The 20,940-nt window shown below is 43.5% G+C and carries 18 protein-coding genes; 4 read left to right on the top strand and 14 right to left on the bottom strand.

The features are described from left to right. Positions 1-51: 51 nt before the first annotated feature. Together BACPLE_RS07310 and BACPLE_RS07305 are read left to right on the top strand one after the other, a co-directional pair. The gene (locus BACPLE_RS07310) at positions 52-1,422 is read left to right on the top strand and encodes a sigma-54-dependent transcriptional regulator (RefSeq protein ID WP_007560383.1); all 1,371 of its coding nucleotides are present in this window, start codon (positions 52-54) and stop codon (positions 1,420-1,422) included. Continuing rightward, positions 1,419-2,693, top strand: a complete 1,275-nt coding sequence (locus BACPLE_RS07305) for a sensor histidine kinase (protein WP_040312623.1) — start codon at positions 1,419-1,421, stop codon at positions 2,691-2,693. Before BACPLE_RS07310 ends, BACPLE_RS07305 begins: the two co-directional genes overlap by 4 nt. A 17-nt stretch (positions 2,694-2,710) precedes the next feature. Here the strand turns inward: BACPLE_RS07305 and BACPLE_RS07300 are convergent, their stop codons facing one another. The 8 genes from BACPLE_RS07300 to ruvX form a co-directional block, all read right to left on the bottom strand. Beyond that, on the bottom strand, positions 2,711-3,865 hold the full coding sequence (locus BACPLE_RS07300) for a lactonase family protein (RefSeq protein ID WP_007560379.1): 1,155 nt from the start codon (positions 3,863-3,865) through the stop codon (positions 2,711-2,713). 389 nt (positions 3,866-4,254) lie between these two features. Continuing rightward, entirely contained in the window at positions 4,255-4,605 is a 351-nt protein-coding gene (gene rplT, locus BACPLE_RS07295) for a 50S ribosomal protein L20 (RefSeq protein ID WP_007560377.1), read from the bottom strand. A 109-nt stretch (positions 4,606-4,714) separates the two neighbouring features. Further along, positions 4,715-4,912, bottom strand: a complete 198-nt coding sequence (gene rpmI, locus BACPLE_RS07290) for a 50S ribosomal protein L35 (RefSeq protein ID WP_007560375.1) — start codon at positions 4,910-4,912, stop codon at positions 4,715-4,717. A 70-nt stretch (positions 4,913-4,982) separates the two neighbouring features. Then, positions 4,983-5,564 (bottom strand): translation initiation factor IF-3, encoded by a 582-nt coding sequence (gene infC, locus BACPLE_RS07285; protein WP_007560373.1) that lies wholly within the window; start codon positions 5,562-5,564, stop codon positions 4,983-4,985. A gap of 101 nt (positions 5,565-5,665) precedes the next feature. After that, the gene (thrS, locus tag BACPLE_RS07280) at positions 5,666-7,606 is read right to left on the bottom strand and encodes a threonine--tRNA ligase (RefSeq protein WP_007560371.1); all 1,941 of its coding nucleotides are present in this window, start codon (positions 7,604-7,606) and stop codon (positions 5,666-5,668) included. 74 nt (positions 7,607-7,680) lie between these two features. Then, on the bottom strand, positions 7,681-9,684 hold the full coding sequence (locus BACPLE_RS07275; RefSeq protein WP_007560369.1) for a tetratricopeptide repeat protein: 2,004 nt from the start codon (positions 9,682-9,684) through the stop codon (positions 7,681-7,683). Continuing rightward, the gene (gene def / locus BACPLE_RS07270) at positions 9,681-10,235 is read right to left on the bottom strand and encodes a peptide deformylase (protein WP_007560367.1); all 555 of its coding nucleotides are present in this window, start codon (positions 10,233-10,235) and stop codon (positions 9,681-9,683) included. Before def ends, BACPLE_RS07275 begins: the two co-directional genes overlap by 4 nt. A gap of 21 nt (positions 10,236-10,256) precedes the next feature. Continuing rightward, the gene (gene ruvX, locus BACPLE_RS07265; protein ID WP_007560365.1) at positions 10,257-10,673 is read right to left on the bottom strand and encodes a Holliday junction resolvase RuvX; all 417 of its coding nucleotides are present in this window, start codon (positions 10,671-10,673) and stop codon (positions 10,257-10,259) included. Between the two features lie 186 nt (positions 10,674-10,859). On the opposite strand from ruvX, the gene guaA reads away from it, so the two are divergent. After that, positions 10,860-12,413: a glutamine-hydrolyzing GMP synthase gene (gene guaA / locus BACPLE_RS07260; protein WP_007560363.1), complete on the top strand. Its 1,554-nt coding sequence runs from the start codon at positions 10,860-10,862 to the stop codon at positions 12,411-12,413. Between the two features lie 60 nt (positions 12,414-12,473). On the opposite strand, the gene BACPLE_RS07255 is transcribed toward guaA, so the two are convergent. The 6 genes from BACPLE_RS07255 to BACPLE_RS07230 form a co-directional block, all read right to left on the bottom strand. Continuing rightward, on the bottom strand, positions 12,474-13,847 hold the full coding sequence (locus BACPLE_RS07255; protein WP_007560361.1) for an MATE family efflux transporter: 1,374 nt from the start codon (positions 13,845-13,847) through the stop codon (positions 12,474-12,476). A 192-nt stretch (positions 13,848-14,039) separates the two neighbouring features. Then, positions 14,040-14,636 (bottom strand): Fic family protein, encoded by a 597-nt coding sequence (locus BACPLE_RS07250; protein WP_007560358.1) that lies wholly within the window; start codon positions 14,634-14,636, stop codon positions 14,040-14,042. A 419-nt stretch (positions 14,637-15,055) separates the two neighbouring features. Next, positions 15,056-17,098: a DUF3732 domain-containing protein gene (locus tag BACPLE_RS07245; RefSeq protein ID WP_007560356.1), complete on the bottom strand. Its 2,043-nt coding sequence runs from the start codon at positions 17,096-17,098 to the stop codon at positions 15,056-15,058. After that, positions 17,095-17,556 carry a three component ABC system middle component gene (locus BACPLE_RS19690; RefSeq protein WP_007560354.1) on the bottom strand — a complete coding sequence of 154 codons (462 nt, stop codon included), beginning with the start codon at positions 17,554-17,556 and terminating at the stop codon, positions 17,095-17,097. Before BACPLE_RS19690 ends, BACPLE_RS07245 begins: the two co-directional genes overlap by 4 nt. 348 nt (positions 17,557-17,904) lie before the next feature. Further along, the gene (locus tag BACPLE_RS07235; RefSeq protein WP_007560350.1) at positions 17,905-18,663 is read right to left on the bottom strand and encodes a hypothetical protein; all 759 of its coding nucleotides are present in this window, start codon (positions 18,661-18,663) and stop codon (positions 17,905-17,907) included. Beyond that, positions 18,663-19,475 (bottom strand): hypothetical protein, encoded by an 813-nt coding sequence (locus BACPLE_RS07230; protein ID WP_007560348.1) that lies wholly within the window; start codon positions 19,473-19,475, stop codon positions 18,663-18,665. The genes BACPLE_RS07235 and BACPLE_RS07230 overlap by 1 nt, the downstream gene beginning before the upstream one ends. 154 nt (positions 19,476-19,629) lie before the next feature. On the opposite strand from BACPLE_RS07230, the gene BACPLE_RS07225 reads away from it, so the two are divergent. After that, positions 19,630-20,937 carry an IS5-like element ISBpl1 family transposase gene (locus BACPLE_RS07225; RefSeq protein ID WP_007560346.1) on the top strand — a complete coding sequence of 436 codons (1,308 nt, stop codon included), beginning with the start codon at positions 19,630-19,632 and terminating at the stop codon, positions 20,935-20,937. Positions 20,938-20,940 lie beyond the last annotated feature (3 nt).

Raw genomic sequence — 20,940 nt, 5'->3', positions numbered from 1 at the left:
TACAGCACATGCAAAAAAACATTATCTTTGCGAAAGACACCTTGATATTGTATGGAAGAAAAAGGAAAAATACTCATCATTGACGATAACGAAGACGTGCTCTTCGCCTTGAACCTGCTGTTAGAGCCTTATATGGAGCAGATTCGAGTGACTACACAGCCTACACGGATTGAACATTTCATGACCACCTTCCATCCCGACGTGATTCTGCTCGACATGAATTTCCAGCGGGATGCCATCAGTGGGCAGGAAGGATTTGACTACTTGAAACAGATTCTCCGTATCGACCCGCAAGCGGTAGTGGTATTCATGACGGCCTACGCAGACACGGGAAAAGCGGTACAAGCCATTAAAGCCGGGGCAACTGATTTTATCTCCAAACCATGGGAGAAGGAAAAGCTGTTGGCTACATTGTCGGCTGCCGTCAAACTCAGCCGCTCACGCCAGGAAGTAGGACGGTTGCAGAACGAGGTACAGGCCCTGAAGGGAGACGACCGCATTCCGGAACTGATTGGTAACTCCCCTGCCATGCAGAAGGTAAAAGAAACCATCTACAAGCTTTCCGATACGGATGCCAACTTGCTCATATTGGGAGAAAACGGTACCGGAAAGGACCTGGCCGCACGCATGCTGCGCTTCTTCTCTCCCCGTCGGGAGCAGGTCTTTATTCCCATCGACTTGGGAAGTATTCCGGAGCAGTTGTTCGAAAGTGAGCTCTTCGGGTACGAGAAGGGTGCTTTCACGGATGCCCGAAAAGCCAAGCCGGGAAGAATGGAAACGGCTTCAGGGGGTACGTTGTTTCTGGATGAAATCGGTAACTTGTCCCTGCCCATGCAGGCCAAGTTGCTGACAGCCATCGAAAAGCAGTACATCACCCGACTGGGGGCAGTAAATCCGATACACATCGATGTACGGCTGATTTGTGCCACCAATGCCAACCTGCATCAATTGGTAGCAGAAGGAAAATTCCGTCAGGATTTATTGTACCGCATCAATACCGTGGAACTTCACATCCCTCCTTTACGGGAACGTGGAGAAGATATTCTGCTGTTAGCCACGCACTTCCTGAATCAGTACAACCGGAAATACCGCAAGGAAATCAAGGGACTGACGCGTGAAGCCAAAAACAAGCTGCTGAAATACGAATGGCCGGGTAATGTGCGTGAGTTACAGCACACCGTGGAACGTGCCGTCATTCTGAGCGAAAACGGACTCCTGAAACCGGATGATTTCTTGTTTCCACAAGGGAATGCCGCCGCGCACCAGCCTGCACTGACGGAGGAACTCAATTTGGAGAAACTGGAAAAGAATGCCATCGAACGGGCCTTGAAAGTGAGCGCAGGAAACATGAGCAAGGCTGCCGAACTATTAGGAATTACACGTTTTGCACTTTATCGGAAACTGGAAAAATGGGGCTTATGAAAACGTATGGATACTACCTGATATTGCACATCTTGGGACTGACGGGTCTGATTGCCGCAGGTGTTTTAGCCATGTTGCATGGACTGTGGTTCTGTACCATCATCTGCGGACTGTTGCTCATTGGCATCTGTTACAGCCTGTACCGCATACAAATCCGGCAGACTGAAACCATGTACAGGCTCGTGGAGTGCATGAAACAAAATGACCTGGGACAGCGGGTTTGCGCACCGTTTGCCGACCCGCAGATGCAGAAGTTAGCTGAGGACCTTTCACAGGCCCTGAAGAACCTGCGCACCCGTATAGTAGATGAGGAGGTAAAGCACCAATACTATGAAATGTTACTGAACAAGGTAGATACGGCCGTCCTCGTCACCGACCGAAGCAACCGGATGGAATGGATGAATAAGGCAGCCCGCGAACTATTGGGACACTGCCCCCATCTGCCCGAAGAAATCAGCACGGCCATTCAGGAAAACCAGCAGGTGGCTCACCTGCAAAAAGGGAACGCCACTTTCGACCTCTCCCTGTCGGTCACTCACATCCAGTTGCAAGGACGAACCTGCCGGCTGATAAGTTTGAAAAACATCCACGGCGCATTGGAGTACAAAGAAATGGAAGCCTGGCAAAAGCTGATACGGGTACTGACGCATGAAATCATGAATTCTATCACACCGATTATCTCCCTGGCAGATACATTGAATGAACGAAGCCAGGAGCATCCTGACGATGCACGCACGCATACCTACATACAGCAAGGACTACAAGTCATCTACCGCCGGGGAAAAGGCTTGCTGGAGTTCGTAGAGAATTACCGGAAACTGACCCGTATTTCGGCCCCGATGAAGACGGAAATCCCACTGGAACAGTTTCTTTCCGACCTGCAACGACTTTATCCGGAACTGGAAGTGCAGTATAAATGCCCGTCTTCCCAGCTCACCTGGTATGCCGACCGCACACAGATGGAGCAGGTATTTATCAACCTGCTGAAGAATGCCCGTGAAGCATGTGCCCATCGCTCCCATCCGGACATTCGCATCCAGGTAGAAACTCATGCCCAGGAACTTATTTTCGAAATCAGCGATAACGGAGAAGGTATGCTGCCGGAAGTGACAGAACGTATCTTCGTGCCTTTCTTCACCACTAAGAATAACGGTTCCGGTATCGGCCTTACCCTCTGTAAACAGATTATCAGCCTGCACGGGGGACAAATCAGCGTACAAAGCACAGCGGGGAAAGGAAGCCGTTTCCGCCTCTCTTTCTCCGCCGTATAAGTATATGGTTTAATTACTTATTTCATAACCCATTGCAGACAGACCGGTTTATCGGTATGGATAGTCTTGCCAGTATCTTGCAAAAGACCGGTTTCCGTATCACGCGCAAATACTTGAATCTCGTTGGTATCCCGGCAAGCGACCAGCAGATACTTGCCGTTCGGTGTAATCGTGAAATTACGCGGATGAATGCCCGTCAACTGATAACCCACCTTGGCCAGTGTACCATCGGAAGGAGAAACCTTGAAAATAGCCACGCCATCTGCTTGCAGACGGTTGGAAGCATACAGGAATTTTCCATCGGGCGACAGATGAATATCCGCACTACCTTTTGCGCCCACCGTATCTGCCTTGATGACTTGCTGCTGTATCAGGGTCTTTCCATCATACGTCCACACCACTACTTCGCCAGACAGTTCCGTCAACAGATACGCATGTTTTCCCTGCTTGTCAAAACACGTATGACGCGGACCTGAAGCCGGAGCCAGCTCAATATCAAAAGCAGCCGCTTCATCCAATAAATCCGTTCCTTTCGTTCCTGGAGTTTGTTTTACCGGGAAAGCATGAATACGGTCCAGTCCCAAATCGTTTGCCAAAAGCAACTTCCCGTCGGGAGTGAAATACACACAGTGCAAGTGAGGCTGCCCCTGCCGTTCCTTATCGGCTCCTTTTCCCTGAAAGGAAATGACATGCCCCTCTCCTAACTTTCCATCCGCCAGACGAGGGAAAACCGTAATATTCGCTCCCATATAATTGGCTGTCAACACGAATTTTCCATCTGGGCTCACCGTAATATGACACGGTGCAGCTCCACCCGTAGACTGACTGTTCAGCAACGTCAGCCCCGCAGTCAACGTATCCAATGCCAACGCATTAGCCGTAAACCCTTTTTCCGTCTCTCCTACGGCATACACATGCGTACCGTCTTCCGTCGGCACTAAAAACGACGGATTCTCAATCCCAGACAACGTACTAGCCAGCACAGCCTCTCCCGTCTCCTGGTTGAAACGATACGTCTTTATCCCTTCCTGATCGGCACTTGCATAACTGCCCACCAACATCAATAAAGTATCCGGTTCTTGTGACACACTCATTTTCTGCTCACCTTTTCCAGCACAAGCCCCCAACAAAAGAGAGCCGGCACACAACGACATTAAAATGTGCTTCCTCATAGTTCTTATATTATCTAAGTAAACAACGTTCCAAAAGTAAACTCATAAAAAAACGAAGAACCTTGACTCGCTAAACCCAAGATTCTTCGCTTTTATAAAAAGGAGAAGCCGTACCCGAGGCGTGACGAAACTCCGAATGACAGGTTTTGAGTGCTCCCCTCCTTTGTAATCCACCGGCATAAATGCTACCCGAAGGCGTGGCCCGCCATTGGAAGTAGAAGCTTGTCTCGGTATTTCTTTAGATTTGATGAGTTTCCCGATTCTGCAAGTACGGCTTCAATTTTTCTATGACAAATATACGACAAATATTTGAATATACAAAAATAATGCACAAAAAAAGGATGCCATTTTAGGGCATCCTTTATACATTGTCTCCGTTTCCGGTGAGATTAAGCAGCTTTAGCTTTAGCAACCACAGCCTTGAATGCTTCAGGATGGTTCATAGCTAAGTCAGCCAACACCTTACGGTTGATTTCAATACCTGCTTTGTGCAATGCACCCATCAACTTAGAGTAAGACATACCTTCCAGACGAGCAGCTGCGTTGATACGCTGGATCCACAATGCGCGGAAGTTACGTTTTTTGTTCTTACGGTCACGGTATGCATAAGTCAGACCTTTTTCCCAAGTATTCTTAGCAACGGTCCAAACGTTCTTTCTTGCACCAAAATAACCTCTGGTTAAACCTAAAATTTTCTTTCTTCTTGCTCTAGAAGCAACGTGATTTACTGATCTTGGCATAGTTTTAATTCTTTTTTGAATGATAGCGCCGATATATTCTCAATCGGACTTGAGGCTAATGCATTCGGTTAATAATTTAAAATGATACGTTTTTACGCTTTTGTTAAGATTACTTCATGCAAAGAAGTTCTTTTACCTGAGCTAAGTTAGCATTGTCAACTAAGCCCATGTGGCAAAGGTTTCTTTTCTGCTTTTTAGTCTTCTTAGTCAAAATGTGACTGTGAAAAGCGTGCTTTCTTTTGATTTTACCTGTTCCGGTAAGAGCGAATCTTTTTTTAGCACCGGAGTTAGTCTTGATCTTTGGCATCTTGTTAAAATTTTAATTATTATTATTCACATGGTAACGCACTATACCGGCGCGTTACGCACTTTCTTTTTTATTCTTTGGTTTCAACCACCTTCGCAGGTTCTAGTTTTGCAGCCTTTTTCGGAGCTCCCGGTTTTTTCGGAGACAATGATATGGTCATTCTCTTTCCTTCGAGCAACGGCATCTGCTCTACCTTTGCATAGTCTTCCAAATCGTTGGCAAAACGGAGCAAAAGCACTTCTCCCTGTTCCTTGAACAAAATGGAACGTCCTTTAAAGAACACGTATGCTTTTACCTTATCTCCATCCTGCAAGAAACCGATGGCATGTTTCAGTTTGAAGTTGTAATCGTGTTCGTCGGTCTGAGGTCCGAAACGGATTTCCTTCACGTTTACCTTCACCTGTTTAGCTTTCTGTTCCTTTGCACGTTTTTTCAGCTGATAGAGGAATTTAGAATAATCTATAATTCGACAAACTGGAGGAACTGCGTTAGGTGAAATTTCGACCAAGTCGGCTTCATGTTCTTCCGCAAGTTTCAAAGCCTGCGCAATCGGATATACCGCCGATTCAATATCATCTCCCACAATACGTACTTCTTTGGCGCGAATCTGTTCGTTGATTCGGTGTTGCCCTTTTAACGTGTCATTTTTCATTAAAAATAGTGTCTTCCTGTTTGTTTTTTGAATTTATAAATTATTTATTTTAAAGTCCGTTTGCCGCAGAATTTTGATTCTGTCAGCAAACGGCTGCAAATTTACCATTTATTTATCATATTATGAACTTCTTCTGCAATATTTTTTGCAAATTCTTCGATTTTCATGGTTCCTTTGTCTCCTTCACCCTGCTTACGTACGGCAACTTCACCATTTTCGGCTTCTTTTTCGCCCACAATCAGCATGTAAGGGATACGTTTCATTTCGTTGTCGCGAATCTTACGGCCAATCTTTTCGTTACGGTCATCTACCAATGCACGTACGTCATACTTTTTCAATTCCATGCGTACCTTATCGGCATAGTCATTGAATTTCTCAGAGATAGGCAAGATAGCCACCTGATCCGGAGTCAGCCACAACGGGAACTTACCAGCAGTGTGTTCAATCAGCACAGCCACGAAACGTTCCATTGAACCGAACGGAGCACGGTGAATCATTACCGGACGATGTTTCTGGTTATCTGAGCCCATGTATTCCAACTGGAAGCGTTCCGGCAAGTTGTAGTCCACCTGGATGGTACCCAGCTGCCAGCGACGACCGATAGCATCCTTCACCATGAAGTCCAGTTTCGGACCGTAGAATGCAGCTTCACCGTATTCCACTTTCGCCTTCAAACCCTTTTCTTCACAAGCTTCCACGATAGCCTGTTCTGCCTTTTCCCAGTTTTCATCGCTACCGATGTATTTTTCACGGTTTTCCTTGTCACGTAGAGAAATCTGAGCTTCAAAGTTTTCCAGACCCATAGAAGTGAACACGATAGAGATGATGTCCATCACACGGAGGAATTCATCTTTCACCTGGTCAGGACGGCAGAAGATATGCGCATCATCCTGTGTAAAGCTACGTACACGGGTTAATCCGTGCAACTCACCACTCTGCTCGTAACGACATACCGTACCGAATTCAGCAATACGCAACGGCAGGTCACGATAAGAACGCGGAGAGTTCTTGTAAATCATACAGTGATGCGGACAGTTCATCGGTTTCAAGAAGTATTCTTCGCCTTCTTCCGGAGTATGGATAGGCTGGAATGCATCTTTACCATATTTTGCATAGTGACCTGAAGTCACATACAACAGTTTGTTACCGATAGGCGGACACATTACTTCCTGATAGTCATAACGTGCCTGGATACGACGGAGGAAGTCCTGCAGACGGATACGCAAGGCAGTACCTTTCGGCAACCACATCGGAAGTCCCTTACCGACTGTATCCGAGAACATGAACAAATCCATTTCCTTACCAATCTTACGGTGGTCACGTTTCTTGGCTTCTTCCAGCATTACCAGATATTCATCCAGCATTTTCTTTTTCGGGAAAGTGATACCATAGATACGTGTCATCTGTTTGCGGTCTTCCTGACCTCTCCAGTAAGCACCAGCTACTGACAGCAGCTTAATAGCCTTAATCGGAGCAGTAGACAGCAAGTGCGGACCACGGCAAAGGTCGGTAAACGCACCCTGGGTATATGTACTGATGTGACCGTCTTCCAATTCAGAAATCAGCTCACACTTGTAAGTCTCACCTCTGTCGCCGAACATTTTCAAGGCATCTTCCTTTGAAATGCTCTGGCGAACCAGTTCTTCCTTCTTGGCAGCCAGTTCAGCCATTTTCTTTTCAATGGCAGGCAGGTCACCTTCCTTAATCACAGCCTCACCCGGATCTACGTCATAATAGAATCCGTTTTCGATAGCCGGACCGATACCGAACTGAATACCCGGATACAATTCCTGCAATGCCTCAGCCAGCAAGTGTGCACTTGTATGCCAGAAGGCATGCTTTCCTTGTTCGTCTTCCCATTTATAAAGAACGAAGTTTGCATCTTCGTTGATAGGACGATTCAAATCCACAGTTTCACCGTTCACCCCACAAGCCAATACATCCTGTGCCAGACGGGAACTGATGCTTTCTGCAATCTGCAGACCAGTAACTCCTTCGTTATACTCGCGAACGGAGCCGTCAGGAAAAGTTATCTTAACCATAGTCTTTTTGTATTAATCTGTTATTGAGACGCAAAAATATAAACTTTTTAGTTAAAGAAAAATATTGCATCCAATTATTTCTCCTCTATTGTCGTAAATCGCTTGATAATATTGTAGGCCGAGAATATTCCCAGTTCACCCGCCTTACTCAAATCCTGAATACCCTGACGGTTGTTACCCAAGAAGATATTCGTCAGTCCGCGATTGTAATAGGCATCCGCAAAACGGGGATCCAACTCAATGGCCTTGTTGTAATCTACCAATGCAGCCCGATAGTCTTTCATCACCGCCAGGATATTACCCCGGTTATAATATGCATACACAAAATCGGGAGCCAGTTCAATCACCCGGTCCAAATCTTCGCGCACCTTATTATAGTCATACGAACGCACCTGCAGGTTCTGTTCCTCTACCGTTTCCACTTCAAACTTCCGGTCGCGCTTGCGGTATTCCAACTGTTTGTAGTAAATCAGTGCACGGCTGAAATAAGCCGGGAAGAACGTAGAGTCACAACGGATAGCCTCATCCAAGTCCTTCAACGCATTGTCAAAGTCCTGCACCAGATAGAAATCGAGTGCCCGGGCATAATAATGCAACACATTACCCGGCTCCTTCACAATGGCAGCCGTCCGCTCATCGATGGAAGCAAAATGCTGCTTCACCTGCTCTTCCGACAACGAAGCCTCGTTGTTCGTAATTAGCAAACGATGCGGAAGCACCCTGCGTGCATTCAAATCGTCGATACCTTTATAATAGTTGACCTGACGCTTCACCTCTTCCGGACGCTCATAGTAACTCAGGGCAAACATCGGCTGTGGCAAAATCGTCACATTCTTATCCTGCACCCTTCCACGGTAATCCGTCTTGTAACGATCGTCTTCCGAATCATTATCGGCCACCACAATCTTACGGTAGTTTTCCACGTTCTTATCCGATTTCTTACGCGTCTTGTCGTTCGAAGCCGTCTGCTTCTTCGTACCGTTCTGCGCTTCAATCTGCGCTTTCAGTACCTTAAACTCATCGGCATCCGCTCCTTTCAGGTCGCCCACCTTTCTTCTGGCCTGCGCACGATACTGATATCCGGCCAAGAAGTTGGGATATTCTTCCAGCACCGCCGAATAGTCCTCGATAGCTCCGGGATAATCACCCGTGCGGTCACGCAACAAGCCCCGGTTGAAACGGGCCATCAGGTTGTCCGGCTCCATCTTGAGCACAAAGTCAAAATCCTCAATCGCGCGGTTGTCATCCCCCACCTGCGCACGTAGCAAGCCACGGTTATAGTGTCCGATAAAATTGTTCCGGTCTACATCCAGTGCCAGGTCATAATCTGACATAGCCCCTCTCAGGTTGTTCTGATGGTATCTCGCCAGCGCACGGTTGATATATACCCCCGCATTACGAACCGACAGACGAATCGCCTCCGTCAAATCCGTTTCCGCATCCTTATACTTTCCGCGTTGCAAAAACAGCATACCCCGCGACGACCATGTATCCGGATTATAGCGGTCCATCTCAATAGCCTTGTCCGCATCGTTCATGGCCTGCAGCGTATCCTTCTGTTTCAACGACACCTCCGTACGCATCAGGTAGGCATCCGTATAACGCGGAGAGATACGAATCAGCGTATCCAAATCCGCACGTGCCTGCGCATATTCCTCCTCGTGCATCCGGCACAAAGCCAGGTTATGCCACAGACTGATATTCTCCGGATCCATCTTCAGGGCCTTGCGGTAATCCTGGATAGCCCCCTGATAATTCTGCTGGCGGATACGTGAAATACCACGAATCTGATACGCATTCACCACGAAAGGATTGCGTTCCAGCGCCTGCGAACAGTCAGCTTCCGCCCCCTGATAATCATCCAAGTTCATCTTGGCCAATCCACGGTAAAAATACGGTTCAGCCAGATACGGTTTCGCCCCGATTACCTGATTGAAATACTGGATAGAAAGGACATAATCCTCAAAATAAAGTGCATTTTTCCCGATGGTCATAACCCTGTCCGTATTAATCTGCGACAGGGCAACCACCGGGAAAAACATACCTATATATAATATGTATAGGATTCTTTTAATCATTTCACCGTTTTCACTTTATAAGAGCAACGAGCTTTACCATTCACCATACTGTTCAGTTTGCCACGAATCATCTGTTTGCGCAAAGCCGACAAATGATCGATAAACATGGTACCATCCAGGTGGTCGAATTCATGCTGCATCACACGGGCCAGATAGCCTTCCACCCACTCATCGTGCGGCTGCATGTTTTCATCCAGGTAAGTCACGTGAATCTTGTCCGGACGCTTCACACTTTCGTGGATACCTGGCAAGCTCAGACAGCCTTCTTCCATCGAAACCAGTTCACCTCCTGTTTCCAGAATATGCGGATTGATGTACGTACGCTTGAAATCTTTGAACTCCGGCATATCATCCGACAACACGTCCAGGTTCACCACTACCACACGGATAGGAAGCCCGATCTGAGGAGCAGCCAGTCCCACCCCGTCGGCACGGTCCATCGTTTCAAACATATTTGTAATCAGCTCTTTCAAGCCCGGATAATCTGGCGTAATATCTTGAGCCTCCTGACGCAATACAGGCTGCCCGTATACATAAATAGGTAAAATCATATTATTCAAAAATTTATTAAGTTACATTCTTCTCGATTCCAAATAAGATTGCAGAATAATCGTGGCACTAATCTCGTCCACCAGCGCCTTGTCCTGACGCGCCTTTTTCTTCAGTCCACCGTCAAGCATCGCCTGATGTGCCAGCACAGAAGTAAACCGTTCGTCCACCAGTTCCACCGGCATGTCCGGCAACTTCTTTTTCAGCTGCGCCACAAACGGCTTGATATACTTCATATTTTCGGAGTCCTCATTGTTCATCTGCTTGGGATGCCCCACCACGATGCGTTCCACCTTTTCCTGCGCCACATACTTCAGTAAAAAATCCATCAGCTCATGTGTCGGCACGGTAGTCAGTCCGTTCGCTATAATCTGCATCGGATCGGTCACTGCAATTCCGGTGCGTTTTCTACCATAATCTATTGCCAAAATTCTGCTCATACGGCGACAAAAGTACAAATTTATTCCTTACTTATTTACATATAAAACTTAAAAAAAGCATACCATAAGGCTTTCAAAGCTCCAAATGACAGGTTTCGGTCTCAAATAAAATCAAAGGCCACATCGGATTTAGGAAAAATATGCGTACCTTTGCACACATAGATTACATTTTACATCACACACAATATGCAGGAAAAAATTATTATTCTTGACTTCGGTTCACAAACCACGCAGCTTATCGGCCGCCGTGTGCGCGAGCTGAACATGTATTGCGAAATTGTTCCTTACAACAAGTTTCCACACGATGACCCGTCGGTTATCGGCGTAATCTTGTCGGGAAGTCCTTTCTCAGTGTATGATGAGAAGGCTTTCAAAGTTGATTTAACCAACATCCGCGGAAAATATCCTATCCTGGGTATCTGCTATGGTGCACAGTTCATGTCGTACACCAACGGAGGAAAGGTAGAGCCGGCTAACACCCGCGAATACGGACGTGCACACCTGGCAACTTTCGACCACCAGAACCCGCTGCTGAAAGGCATCCGCGAACACTCTCAGGTATGGATGAGCCACGGTGACACCATCACTGCCATCCCCGACAACTTTGAAATCATCGCTTCTACCGACAAAGTAGCCATCGCCGCTTACCAGGCAAAGAACGAAAAGCTCTGGGGCGTACAGTTCCATCCGGAAGTGTTCCACAGCGAAGACGGAACTTTGCTGCTGAAGAACTTCGTAGTAGACATCTGTGGCGGAAAGCAGGACTGGAGTGCCGCTTCTTTCATTGAAACCACAGTAGCCGAACTGAAGCAACAGCTTGGCGACGACAAGGTAGTGTTAGGACTGAGCGGTGGCGTTGACTCATCGGTTGCAGCCGTATTGCTGAACAAAGCCATCGGAAAGAACCTGACCTGTATCTTCGTAGACCACGGAATGCTTCGCAAGAACGAATTCAAGAACGTATTGCACGACTATGAATGCCTTGGGCTGAACGTAATCGGCGTAGACGCCAGCGAAAAGTTCTTCTCAGAACTGGCAGGTGTAACCGAACCCGAACGCAAGCGTAAGATTATCGGTAAAGGCTTTATCGACGTATTCGATGAAGAAGCACATAAGATTCAGGATGTGAAATGGCTGGCACAGGGTACTATCTATCCTGACTGCATCGAGTCATTATCTATCACCGGTACCGTTATCAAGAGTCACCACAACGTAGGTGGTCTGCCGGAAAAGATGAACCTGAAACTCTGCGAACCTTTGCGTCTGCTGTTCAAAGATGAAGTACGCCGCGTAGGTCGCGAACTGGGTATGCCTGAGCACCTGATTACCCGTCATCCGTTCCCGGGTCCGGGCTTGGCTGTACGTATCTTGGGCGACATCACTCGTGAAAAAGTACGTATCCTGCAGGATGCTGACGACATCTTTATCCAGGGCTTGCGCGACTGGAAGGTGAAAGATGAAAACGGCAACGAAACTTCCCTGTACCATCAGGTATGGCAGGCCGGCGTAATCCTGTTGCCGGTACAGAGCGTAGGAGTTATGGGCGACGAACGTACCTACGAACGTGCCGTAGCACTGCGTGCGGTAACAAGTACAGATGCCATGACAGCCGACTGGGCTCACCTGCCCTACGAATTCATGGCCAAGGTTTCGAACGACATTATCAACAAAGTAAAAGGCGTGAACCGCGTTTGCTATGATATCTCGTCAAAACCGCCAGCCACCATCGAGTGGGAATAAGAAACACACTCATCCTTTAGTATAGCAAATAGCCCCAGCGTAAACTGGGGCTATTTCTTTTTAGTTCAAAGCCAATCTCTTTTTCCGAATAAACAACCAGTAGGCCGTAAGCACCAGCAATCCGGTAACCACCCACGACACCGGATACACCATCATCAGCACATCGTATCCTCTCCACACCGGTGATACCCCATACACCCAGACAATACGCAACAGGCAGGTTCCAAACATCGTGAGCACGGCCGGAGTCAGCGATTTTCCCATGCCGCGCAACGATGAACCGGCAATCTCGTAACTGCTGGCAATAAACTGACAGGCCAGCACAATGTGCATGCGGATAGCCCCGAAATGATGCACCATCGGCACATCCGAAAAGAAGCCCAGGAAGAAATCATCCTGCCAGGCAAAAAGCCAGTTGAAGGCTGCACAGAAAGCCAGACTTGAACCCATGCAAATCCAAAACACCCGATGCACCCGGTCCATTCTTCCGGCCCCATAGTTCTGGGCAATGAAGCTGATGGCTGCCCCGTTAAATCCCTGAATAATGAAATAACAATAATACTCAAAATTGAGCGCAGCCGACGAACCGGCAATCGCATCAGCTCCGTAGCTGTTGATAGACGACTGTACCACCACGTTCGAAATGGAGAAAATCATGCCCTGCACTCCTGCCGGCACTCCGATGCGTAGCATACGGCTCAACTCCACCCCATGAATCTTCATCCTGTCGAAATGCAACCGGAAAGGTTCTTTCTCCTTACGCAGCAAACGAATGATTAAAGTGGCACTGACCGCATTGGCTATGCCCGTAGCTACAGCCACTCCTGCCACTCCCATGCCGAAGCCTATCACGAACAGCAGGTTCAGCAAGGTATTAACCACACCGGCCATGACCAGGATATACAACGGACGCCGCGTATCGCCCATGCTTCGCAAAATGGCAGCACCGAAATTAAATGCCATGATAAAAGGCATTCCCAGGAAATAAATACGCAGGTAAGTCACCGCCTCATCCAGCACATCCGGCGGAGTACCCATCCATGTCAGAATCGGCCGGGCAGCCACCTGCCCCAACACCAGCAAAAAGAATCCGCTGAGAAGCGCTACCAACTGCACCGTACTGATGGCATTGCGTATGCTCCTGTCGTCCTGCTGCCCGATGTGGTTGGAGATAATGGCACAAGCTCCCATGGAAACACCCATAAACAGGTTTATCAATAACCCAATGACCGGCGCATTACTTCCCACAGCTGCCAAGGCCCTGCTTCCTACGAAGTGGCCCACTACTGCCACATCCACCGAATTAAAAAGTTCCTGTAACAAACTGCTGGCTGCCAACGGAAGAGCAAACAGCAAAATTTTCTTGAACAACGGCCCGTTCAGCATATCTATCTCATTGCTTTGAGCACGTTTTTTAGTCACACTGTTATCCATCTTTTTACCTTCTTCAAAATGCGCGGCAAAGTTACGGTAAAATTGGATAAGATGGATTATTAATCTCCTGATTCGTTTCCTTTCTGTTTCAATTCATCCATAAATTCTTGATAAAGAGCTACAGAAACATAGTGCCATAACTTGGCAGTTTCGTCGGATAACCTTTTTAAGCATCTGAACAATAAAGCCCTATTATCGTTTTATTAAGGCATCCTTCAATGCCAAGCCCTTCGAGGTAAGGCGGTATTTTTGCAACTTACTTTGCTTTTCATTAGGTAAGGTAAACTCTATATATCCCTCATTTATAGAGGGTTTAAGATATGTATTGCGAAAATATGTCCGGTGCTTAATACCTAATTTTGATTGTAGAGTCTCCCTATCAGTTTCACCTTCTATACAAGCAACAAGAGTTCTAATAGGTTTAGATACATTATTAATATCATGAGCAGTTATAGGAAAAGTAATGCGAATAAAATTATCGGTAAACTTAAAGCACTCTTCTCCGTATGCTCGCAGAATACGAGGAATACCGGAGCCTAATGACTCAACCAACTCCACATCTCGATAAATTCTCATCAACTCCTTATTACGTGGAATTGATATACCATTAAAGAATTCCTCCTTGGAAAGAGATTCCGGTAAGCGTCCTGCCGAGGTTATCTCAAGTCTGTCAGGAAATATCTCAAATTTGGGCGGTACCTCAAAGGAGTAATCGTTATGCACAGTCGCATTGATAACCGCTTCGCGTAAAGCAACCTTGTTCCACAATGGGATTTCAATACATTCCATGGGTATAATGGTAGCGGCAACCTTGAATATCTTTGATGTAACTTTTAGCTAAAGAAGTAATCTCCCGCTATCGCTCCACCGGAGGCTTGCTGTGTTTTGCAGTGTCTTGCGGAGTCGATTTCCTATAACTCTACAAAGAGTAACGCTTTATTTTGAAACACAAGCGTAATTGCGTCTTCCCTTCCATTGTTCCATGTTGAGTGGTTATTCGGAGTTTCGAACAAGCACATCTTCATCAAGCTCTCCATATTCAAATATATGCTTAATATGTTCGCTTATATTTGATTTACTCGTTTGATAAATCTCTGACAACTAGCTTTGTGTTAGTCATAAATCTTTGTCAACAAAGCGTACCGATACACGAGTTATTTCGTTATCGTCCTGATATAGAATTATTTTGTTTTCTTCGTTCATACGCATTATTTATCCTCATTTATTTCTGTGTTGCTTATTTCTTTTGAATGCTTGATTTTCAAGATATCCATGAAGCCCTTATCTTTATCACGCCATCTACATACAACATAATTATTGAAATCGTATTTTCCTAGATTCAGATTATCCGCATGGTCCGATATTATAACCTGAGGCATAAATCCATATTTTTGTTGCATAGAATATAATGTGTTAGCAATTTGAATGAAAAGATTTGTAACTGCCCGCAAGTCGTCATCAGCTTCTTTCCCTTCTTTCTGTTTTAGATCCTTTGCATTAAATTCAGATGCCGTATCTATTGTTGCTGGAAAATAAACTTGGCTGGGTTGGTCAAGGAACAAAATTGTTGGGACGGTTGATTTCTCTCCTAATGATACAAAGAATTCTAGAATACCAAAAAATAAGCAAACATGTGAATACAACCAATTTGCACCACTTCCCATATTTCTCAAATAAACTTTTGTTCCATTGTTTTTCAAATGATATAGTTCAAACGTATGAATGTCAAAATGTAGATTAATTGGCTGGTAAGAGCTTTCAAAATCAAGATTTTTACCCATGTCATTCATTGCCTTATTGATAAATTTTTCTGCATTTTCTAACTTTTGTTGTACATTATATTTTGTCTGCAGAATATCTTCCAGTTGCTTGATTTGCCTTTTAGTTTCTTCAATTTTTTTGCTATCAAATTGAACGAACATGTTTTTTGTCCATTCCAATTCGTTTTCAATTCTAAGCTTTAGTTTTAATGATTGTTCATCTAATGACTTGTTTTTCTCTAACTTGTTGTTTGTTTCTATAATTCTATTTATTTCGGCATTAATCTTTCTCAATTCTAAGTTTATTGCAGATATATCTTTTTCACATTCACGTTTTTGTGGCAAGAATGAATCTTCTCTTTGAGGTGACTTCCTTAATTCTTCGTTTAGCCACTCAATAGCAATCCTTAATTTATTAGCTGCATTTTCTGTTGCTGTTGACTCATGATGACAGAAAGGACATACCGCTTTTCCTCTTATTGCTTCCGTAATAGGTTGGTATTTATCTATCTTTTCAGCGTAGTTTCTAACATAATTAATAGAAGAGTTTATATGTTCTAATTTTAGAGATAGTCTTCTTCTTTGTGCCAATAAATCATTCTTTTGTCGAATCAATTCTAAATACAATTTCTTATACTCATCAGAATCTTCATTGACTTCGATTTTTATTTTCTCCAACTCATCAATATAGATTTGTGGCATACTTAACATTTGAGCACCAGTAATCGTAGGGAATAATTCATATCCGCTAATCGAAAGATATTCTGCTCTGAGCTCATCAATCACTGTTGCTCTTTCGTTTTTCTGAGATTCAAAGTTGCTAAACTCTCTGTTGAATTTTTCTAATTCTTGGCGTTTCTCTTCTAACTCTCTATTGATAATATAGTATTGTTGGTCAACGAATCCTGCAAATATTTTAAACTCATCAATCACTCTTTCTCTTTTTTCTTTCTCATCAAAACGATAGAATAGCGAATGTTTGTTTGCAACCAAATTCTGATGCTGAAGCATGAAAGAAACCATATTGCGGAATGATGGTCTACCTTTTTTGGGTTTGAATTTCATCATTTCTTCGCTTTCGTCTGTTTCAGAAATGTTAATTCCAAAAAATCGCCCAAGCTCATCTCTAAAACTTTTTAATTGGACAAAATATTCCTGCTTAAAATAATCTCTACCAAGATGCTCAATATCAATTTCTTCTATCTCAATTTTATAAAAAGCCTCAGTAGATCTTTTATTTTGTGTACGAGCAATAACCAAGTACGTTTCTTTTGCATGTATAACAACAAAATATAATTCTGCATTGTCAGTTATAACACCTTCAGGGATCGTGTTTTCGGAATTGCCAGTACAATAATCAAACAATTCGATAATAGCACTTTTACCCGTAGAAGAACGTCCTGTTATGATATTAAGTCCTTCTTTCAAACTAATGTAATGACAATTGTCTAATTTGTCTATTACACCAAGATATTTAATATAGCTTCTCATAATTTGTAAATTCCAAATGCGTAATATGTGTTTATAACATTTCGTGTAAATATCTTATGTAATTGCGATGCAAGATTGATACTTTTTGACAATCTGCAATCTATTTGAAGATTATTATCTACTAAAACTGTTACACTCAAATCGTCATTTATTTTTATATATCCACACTCCAACGCATATTGAAGACAGTGATTGGTAATGTATTTGAAATATTCGAACCGTTCTTCGAATCCTGCCATTATTTCTTTATCATTTGTTATTCTGCTTAGTCTAGATGCTCTGGAAACAGTAGTGATTTTCTTTAAAAAATCAGAGTTCAAAACCAATGGAAATACAAAATACGCCAAAAGAATGTTTTTGTCCTTTGGCTGCAGATTCCTATAAAATGAGACAAGAATCGGTGTTAGGATAAAAATATTACTTTGTAGAGTGGATATGTTTTCAATAAGCTTACTCATCTTTATGTCCTTTTAAAAGCCAAACAATGTCATCCTTATCATCTGCAAGTATTTGCATAACTCCATTATGAAAATATGAAGGCACAGAGTTATAAGTGTGAAATGTACCATCGTTTGCCAATGTAACATTATCATATAGCTCCTGAGACCTTTTCAAAGGTTCTCTTATTTCGCTAATTCTGCATGCCTTACGATATTCTGTCCTGTATCGTCTTTCTACAGATTTTTCATATTCTTCAAACTGAGTTCTTATCGCTAATGATTCTCTCAGTTCTTGTTCTATTAATAAAACCGTATGCACATAGTCATCTACAGCTTCAGGAATAACTTCGTCATATTCTATATCTTTTATTTTTCAACAGCTGAATTTTCTTCATATTCTTCGTTCTTTATATTTGTTAATTGTAATTTATCTGGAAACACTACAGTGTTTTTTCTTAATTTTTCAGCAATTTCCTGCGCTTCTTTCTCAAAATCTTCATTGGAAATAGTCCATTTTTTTTGTGGTCTGATAATCCATCCAAGTAAAGAATTAATATATTTATTTCTTTGAATCTTTGGAATCGATTTGTCCCTATTTAAGAGGCTCTTATAGTACTGTTCGTCATTTGTATCCAAACAATCAATAAATAGCTTTTTGGCGATTTCTGCCAATCGTTTACTTTTCGATGCATCAAATATGGCATCCATCATTGATTTCAGTTTCTCAGACTTCTTCTTCTTTTTATCAAAATATTCTTTTATGCGATTAAGCGTCTTTAATTTATCCTCTAATCCTTTTTTATTCCAACTTCCCCATTCGGATTTTTTTCCTGCCTTTTGAGTTGTTAGCAAAAATAATGAACTAAACTTTTCTATAGGAAAATCATCTCGCATCCAATTATGAATAGTATTCCAAACATTCTCATCTAAATCGGTTAAATCTGTTTTATAACATTTTGATTCAATCTGTGTAGGATTATCCCCACCCAACACAGAAACATCGCCAAACGTTTCAATAAAAACAGACTCTCCCTCCTGCATTTCAAAACATCTATCTAATGCGACAAGAAACTGAAATACAATACCTTTTAACGTTGGTGTCGAATCAAAACTTAGTTTTCTCATTATATTTTGTCTTTTAAATAACCATCCCTGTCTTTTAATATGTCTAGCAATACTAAGTTAGAAGGACAATTATAGTTCTGACACACATAAAAATACGCTTGATATATTGAATTAAATCCTTCGTTTAATACTGTATTAGTTCCATCAACTACCATTTTGCGGATTTCACATTTGCTATAATAAGAAATGCGCTGTTGTCCATTGTATTCTAATAATTTGATTGGTTCTCTCCTTCTCATAGAGACAAGACAATTTTTGCCATCTAGAGATTGATACTCAAAATAGAAATCTTGTTTACATTTTATTATCTTTGCTCTATTTATTTGAGTAAGTAATGTAATAGCCTGCTTACATATTTTAACTTCATTCCGATAAAATGGTGAAGTAATATCATTATGGGCAGTAGAATTCAAGAATAAATCTTTGTATGATTTTAAATCCTTAAACGGAGCGTAATCAATTTTCTCTAAACGACAAAACTCTTCAAGCGAAGCTATTTGTTCATCCAAATTTTTGGGACTGCTTATTCTTGTCCTTGGATCTTCTTTAACTCTATACGAGTCAGGTAGCAATTCTTCTAAACAACGTTCACATTCTTGCCTAAGGAGAGTTCCACAAAGAAAATAGTCATGACATTTATATGCATCCTCAATTTTTTCGATTTTTGTTTTATTGTCAGGCACATAATTTGGTTCATTTGGCGTAATAGAATCATTAATATATATTCCTCCAAATAACCATTCAGAACTTTTATATTGAGTTTCAATTATACGTTTTAACGTATGATAAAAAAGTCTATCATGAGTAAACACATATAATTTATATTTTAGGGCAACTACGTCAAGTAAATATTTAGTCGTCCCTTAAAGTACCCTTTTCCTGCTAATAGTCAATATATTAATGGCTAAATTTCTTTGATATATCTGCAAGTTTTTGTACCTTTATGGTTGAAAACTTGCAGATAATATGATAAAAACCACCTTGTCCCAGCCCTCTCTGTTCAGTTCGTTGGCAGACCAACTGAACCAAAAGCATCCCTTGTATCTGCTTGCCGACAAGATTGACTGGCACCGTTTCGAGGAAGCTTTCTCTCCGCTGTATTGTGCAGACAACGGGCGTCCTGCCAAACCCGTCCGTTTGATGTGCGGACTTCTGATTCTTAAACATGTCCGTAACCTTTCCGATGAATCGGTTGTTGAGCAATGGAGTGAGAATGCTTATTACCAGTACTTTTGCGGTATGTTGGAGTTCACGCCATCCTATCCCTGCAATGCAAGCGAACTGGTACACTTCCGCAAGCGTATCGGTGAGAAGGGTTTGGAACTGATTCTGTCAGAAAGCATACGTGTCAATCAACAGGATGATGACCGGGACCATCACGACACGGCCTTCATCGACTCCACGGTACAGGAAAAGAACGTGACTTATCCCACGGATGCCAAGTTGCATAAAAAGATAATCCGCAAAGTGTTGTCCATCGTAAAATCCTTAGACCTTCCTTTGCGCCAGAGCTACACTTTCACCCTTAAGAAGATTTACCGTGACCAACGCTTCCGTAACCATCCGAAAAACCGCAGCAAGGCACTGAAGGCCGACAGACGGCTACGCACCATTGCGGGAAGGCTTGTCAGGGAACTGAAGCGTAACCTGAGTGGAAACCATGACTATGACTCTCAGCTCGCCCTCTTTGAGCGGGTTCTTTCACAGAAACGTAACTCTCCGGGGAAAATCTATTCCCTGCATGAGCCGGAAGTACAGTGTATCAGCAAGGGGAAGGAACATAAGAAGTACGAATTTGGGAACAAGGTCTCAATCATCCGCTCAATTACCGGAATTATCCTGGGGGCCAAGTCCTTCCGGAACGAATATGACGGACACACCATTGAAGACTCCCTCTTACAGGTGAAACGAATTACCGGAAAGAGAATCAGGAGACTGGCAGGAGACAGGGGTTACAGGGGAAAGAAAGAAGTTTGCGGCACTCAAATATTGATACCTGATGTTCCAAACCGGAAAGACAGTTATTATACCCGCAGGAAGAAACATAAGCTTTTCTGCAAGCGTGCGGGAATAGAGCCGACTATCGGGCATTTGAAATCAGATTTTCGTTTAGGACGCAACTTTTATAAAGGGGTATTCGGTGATACTGTCAATCTGCTTTTAGCTGCCGCCGCATACAACTTCAAAAGAGCCATGAGGACTCTTTTGTGGCTTATTGAAAAAATCTGCGGGATACTGTTTCCGTACAATATTCCGCAGATGGGCACTTTTTAAGGG

This window comes from Phocaeicola plebeius DSM 17135 (assembly GCF_000187895.1).
Classification (GTDB): Bacteria; Bacteroidota; Bacteroidia; order Bacteroidales; family Bacteroidaceae; genus Phocaeicola; species Phocaeicola plebeius.
The sequence above is the reverse complement of the archived record's forward strand: the minus strand, read 5'-3'. Positions and strand labels throughout refer to the sequence as shown.

What these genes read in the sequence shown, in the direction of transcription:
- BACPLE_RS07310 (WP_007560383.1), top strand. Translation starts at nt 52, where the DNA reads ATGGAAGAAAAAGGAAAAATACTCATCATTGACGATAACGAAGACGTG.
- BACPLE_RS07305 (WP_040312623.1), top strand. Translation starts at nt 1,419, where the DNA reads ATGAAAACGTATGGATACTACCTGATATTGCACATCTTGGGACTGACG.
- BACPLE_RS07300 (WP_007560379.1), bottom strand. Translation starts at nt 3,865, where the DNA reads ATGAGGAAGCACATTTTAATGTCGTTGTGTGCCGGCTCTCTTTTGTTG.
- rplT (WP_007560377.1), bottom strand. Translation starts at nt 4,605, where the DNA reads ATGCCAAGATCAGTAAATCACGTTGCTTCTAGAGCAAGAAGAAAGAAA.
- rpmI (WP_007560375.1), bottom strand. Translation starts at nt 4,912, where the DNA reads ATGCCAAAGATCAAGACTAACTCCGGTGCTAAAAAAAGATTCGCTCTT.
- infC (WP_007560373.1), bottom strand. Translation starts at nt 5,564, where the DNA reads ATGAAAAATGACACGTTAAAAGGGCAACACCGAATCAACGAACAGATT.
- thrS (WP_007560371.1), bottom strand. Translation starts at nt 7,606, where the DNA reads ATGGTTAAGATAACTTTTCCTGACGGCTCCGTTCGCGAGTATAACGAA.
- BACPLE_RS07275 (WP_007560369.1), bottom strand. Translation starts at nt 9,684, where the DNA reads ATGATTAAAAGAATCCTATACATATTATATATAGGTATGTTTTTCCCG.
- def (WP_007560367.1), bottom strand. Translation starts at nt 10,235, where the DNA reads ATGATTTTACCTATTTATGTATACGGGCAGCCTGTATTGCGTCAGGAG.
- ruvX (WP_007560365.1), bottom strand. Translation starts at nt 10,673, where the DNA reads ATGAGCAGAATTTTGGCAATAGATTATGGTAGAAAACGCACCGGAATT.
- guaA (WP_007560363.1), top strand. Translation starts at nt 10,860, where the DNA reads ATGCAGGAAAAAATTATTATTCTTGACTTCGGTTCACAAACCACGCAG.
- BACPLE_RS07255 (WP_007560361.1), bottom strand. Translation starts at nt 13,847, where the DNA reads ATGGATAACAGTGTGACTAAAAAACGTGCTCAAAGCAATGAGATAGAT.
- BACPLE_RS07250 (WP_007560358.1), bottom strand. Translation starts at nt 14,636, where the DNA reads ATGGAATGTATTGAAATCCCATTGTGGAACAAGGTTGCTTTACGCGAA.
- BACPLE_RS07245 (WP_007560356.1), bottom strand. Translation starts at nt 17,098, where the DNA reads ATGAGAAGCTATATTAAATATCTTGGTGTAATAGACAAATTAGACAAT.
- BACPLE_RS19690 (WP_007560354.1), bottom strand. Translation starts at nt 17,556, where the DNA reads ATGAGTAAGCTTATTGAAAACATATCCACTCTACAAAGTAATATTTTT.
- BACPLE_RS07235 (WP_007560350.1), bottom strand. Translation starts at nt 18,663, where the DNA reads ATGAGAAAACTAAGTTTTGATTCGACACCAACGTTAAAAGGTATTGTA.
- BACPLE_RS07225 (WP_007560346.1), top strand. Translation starts at nt 19,630, where the DNA reads ATGATAAAAACCACCTTGTCCCAGCCCTCTCTGTTCAGTTCGTTGGCA.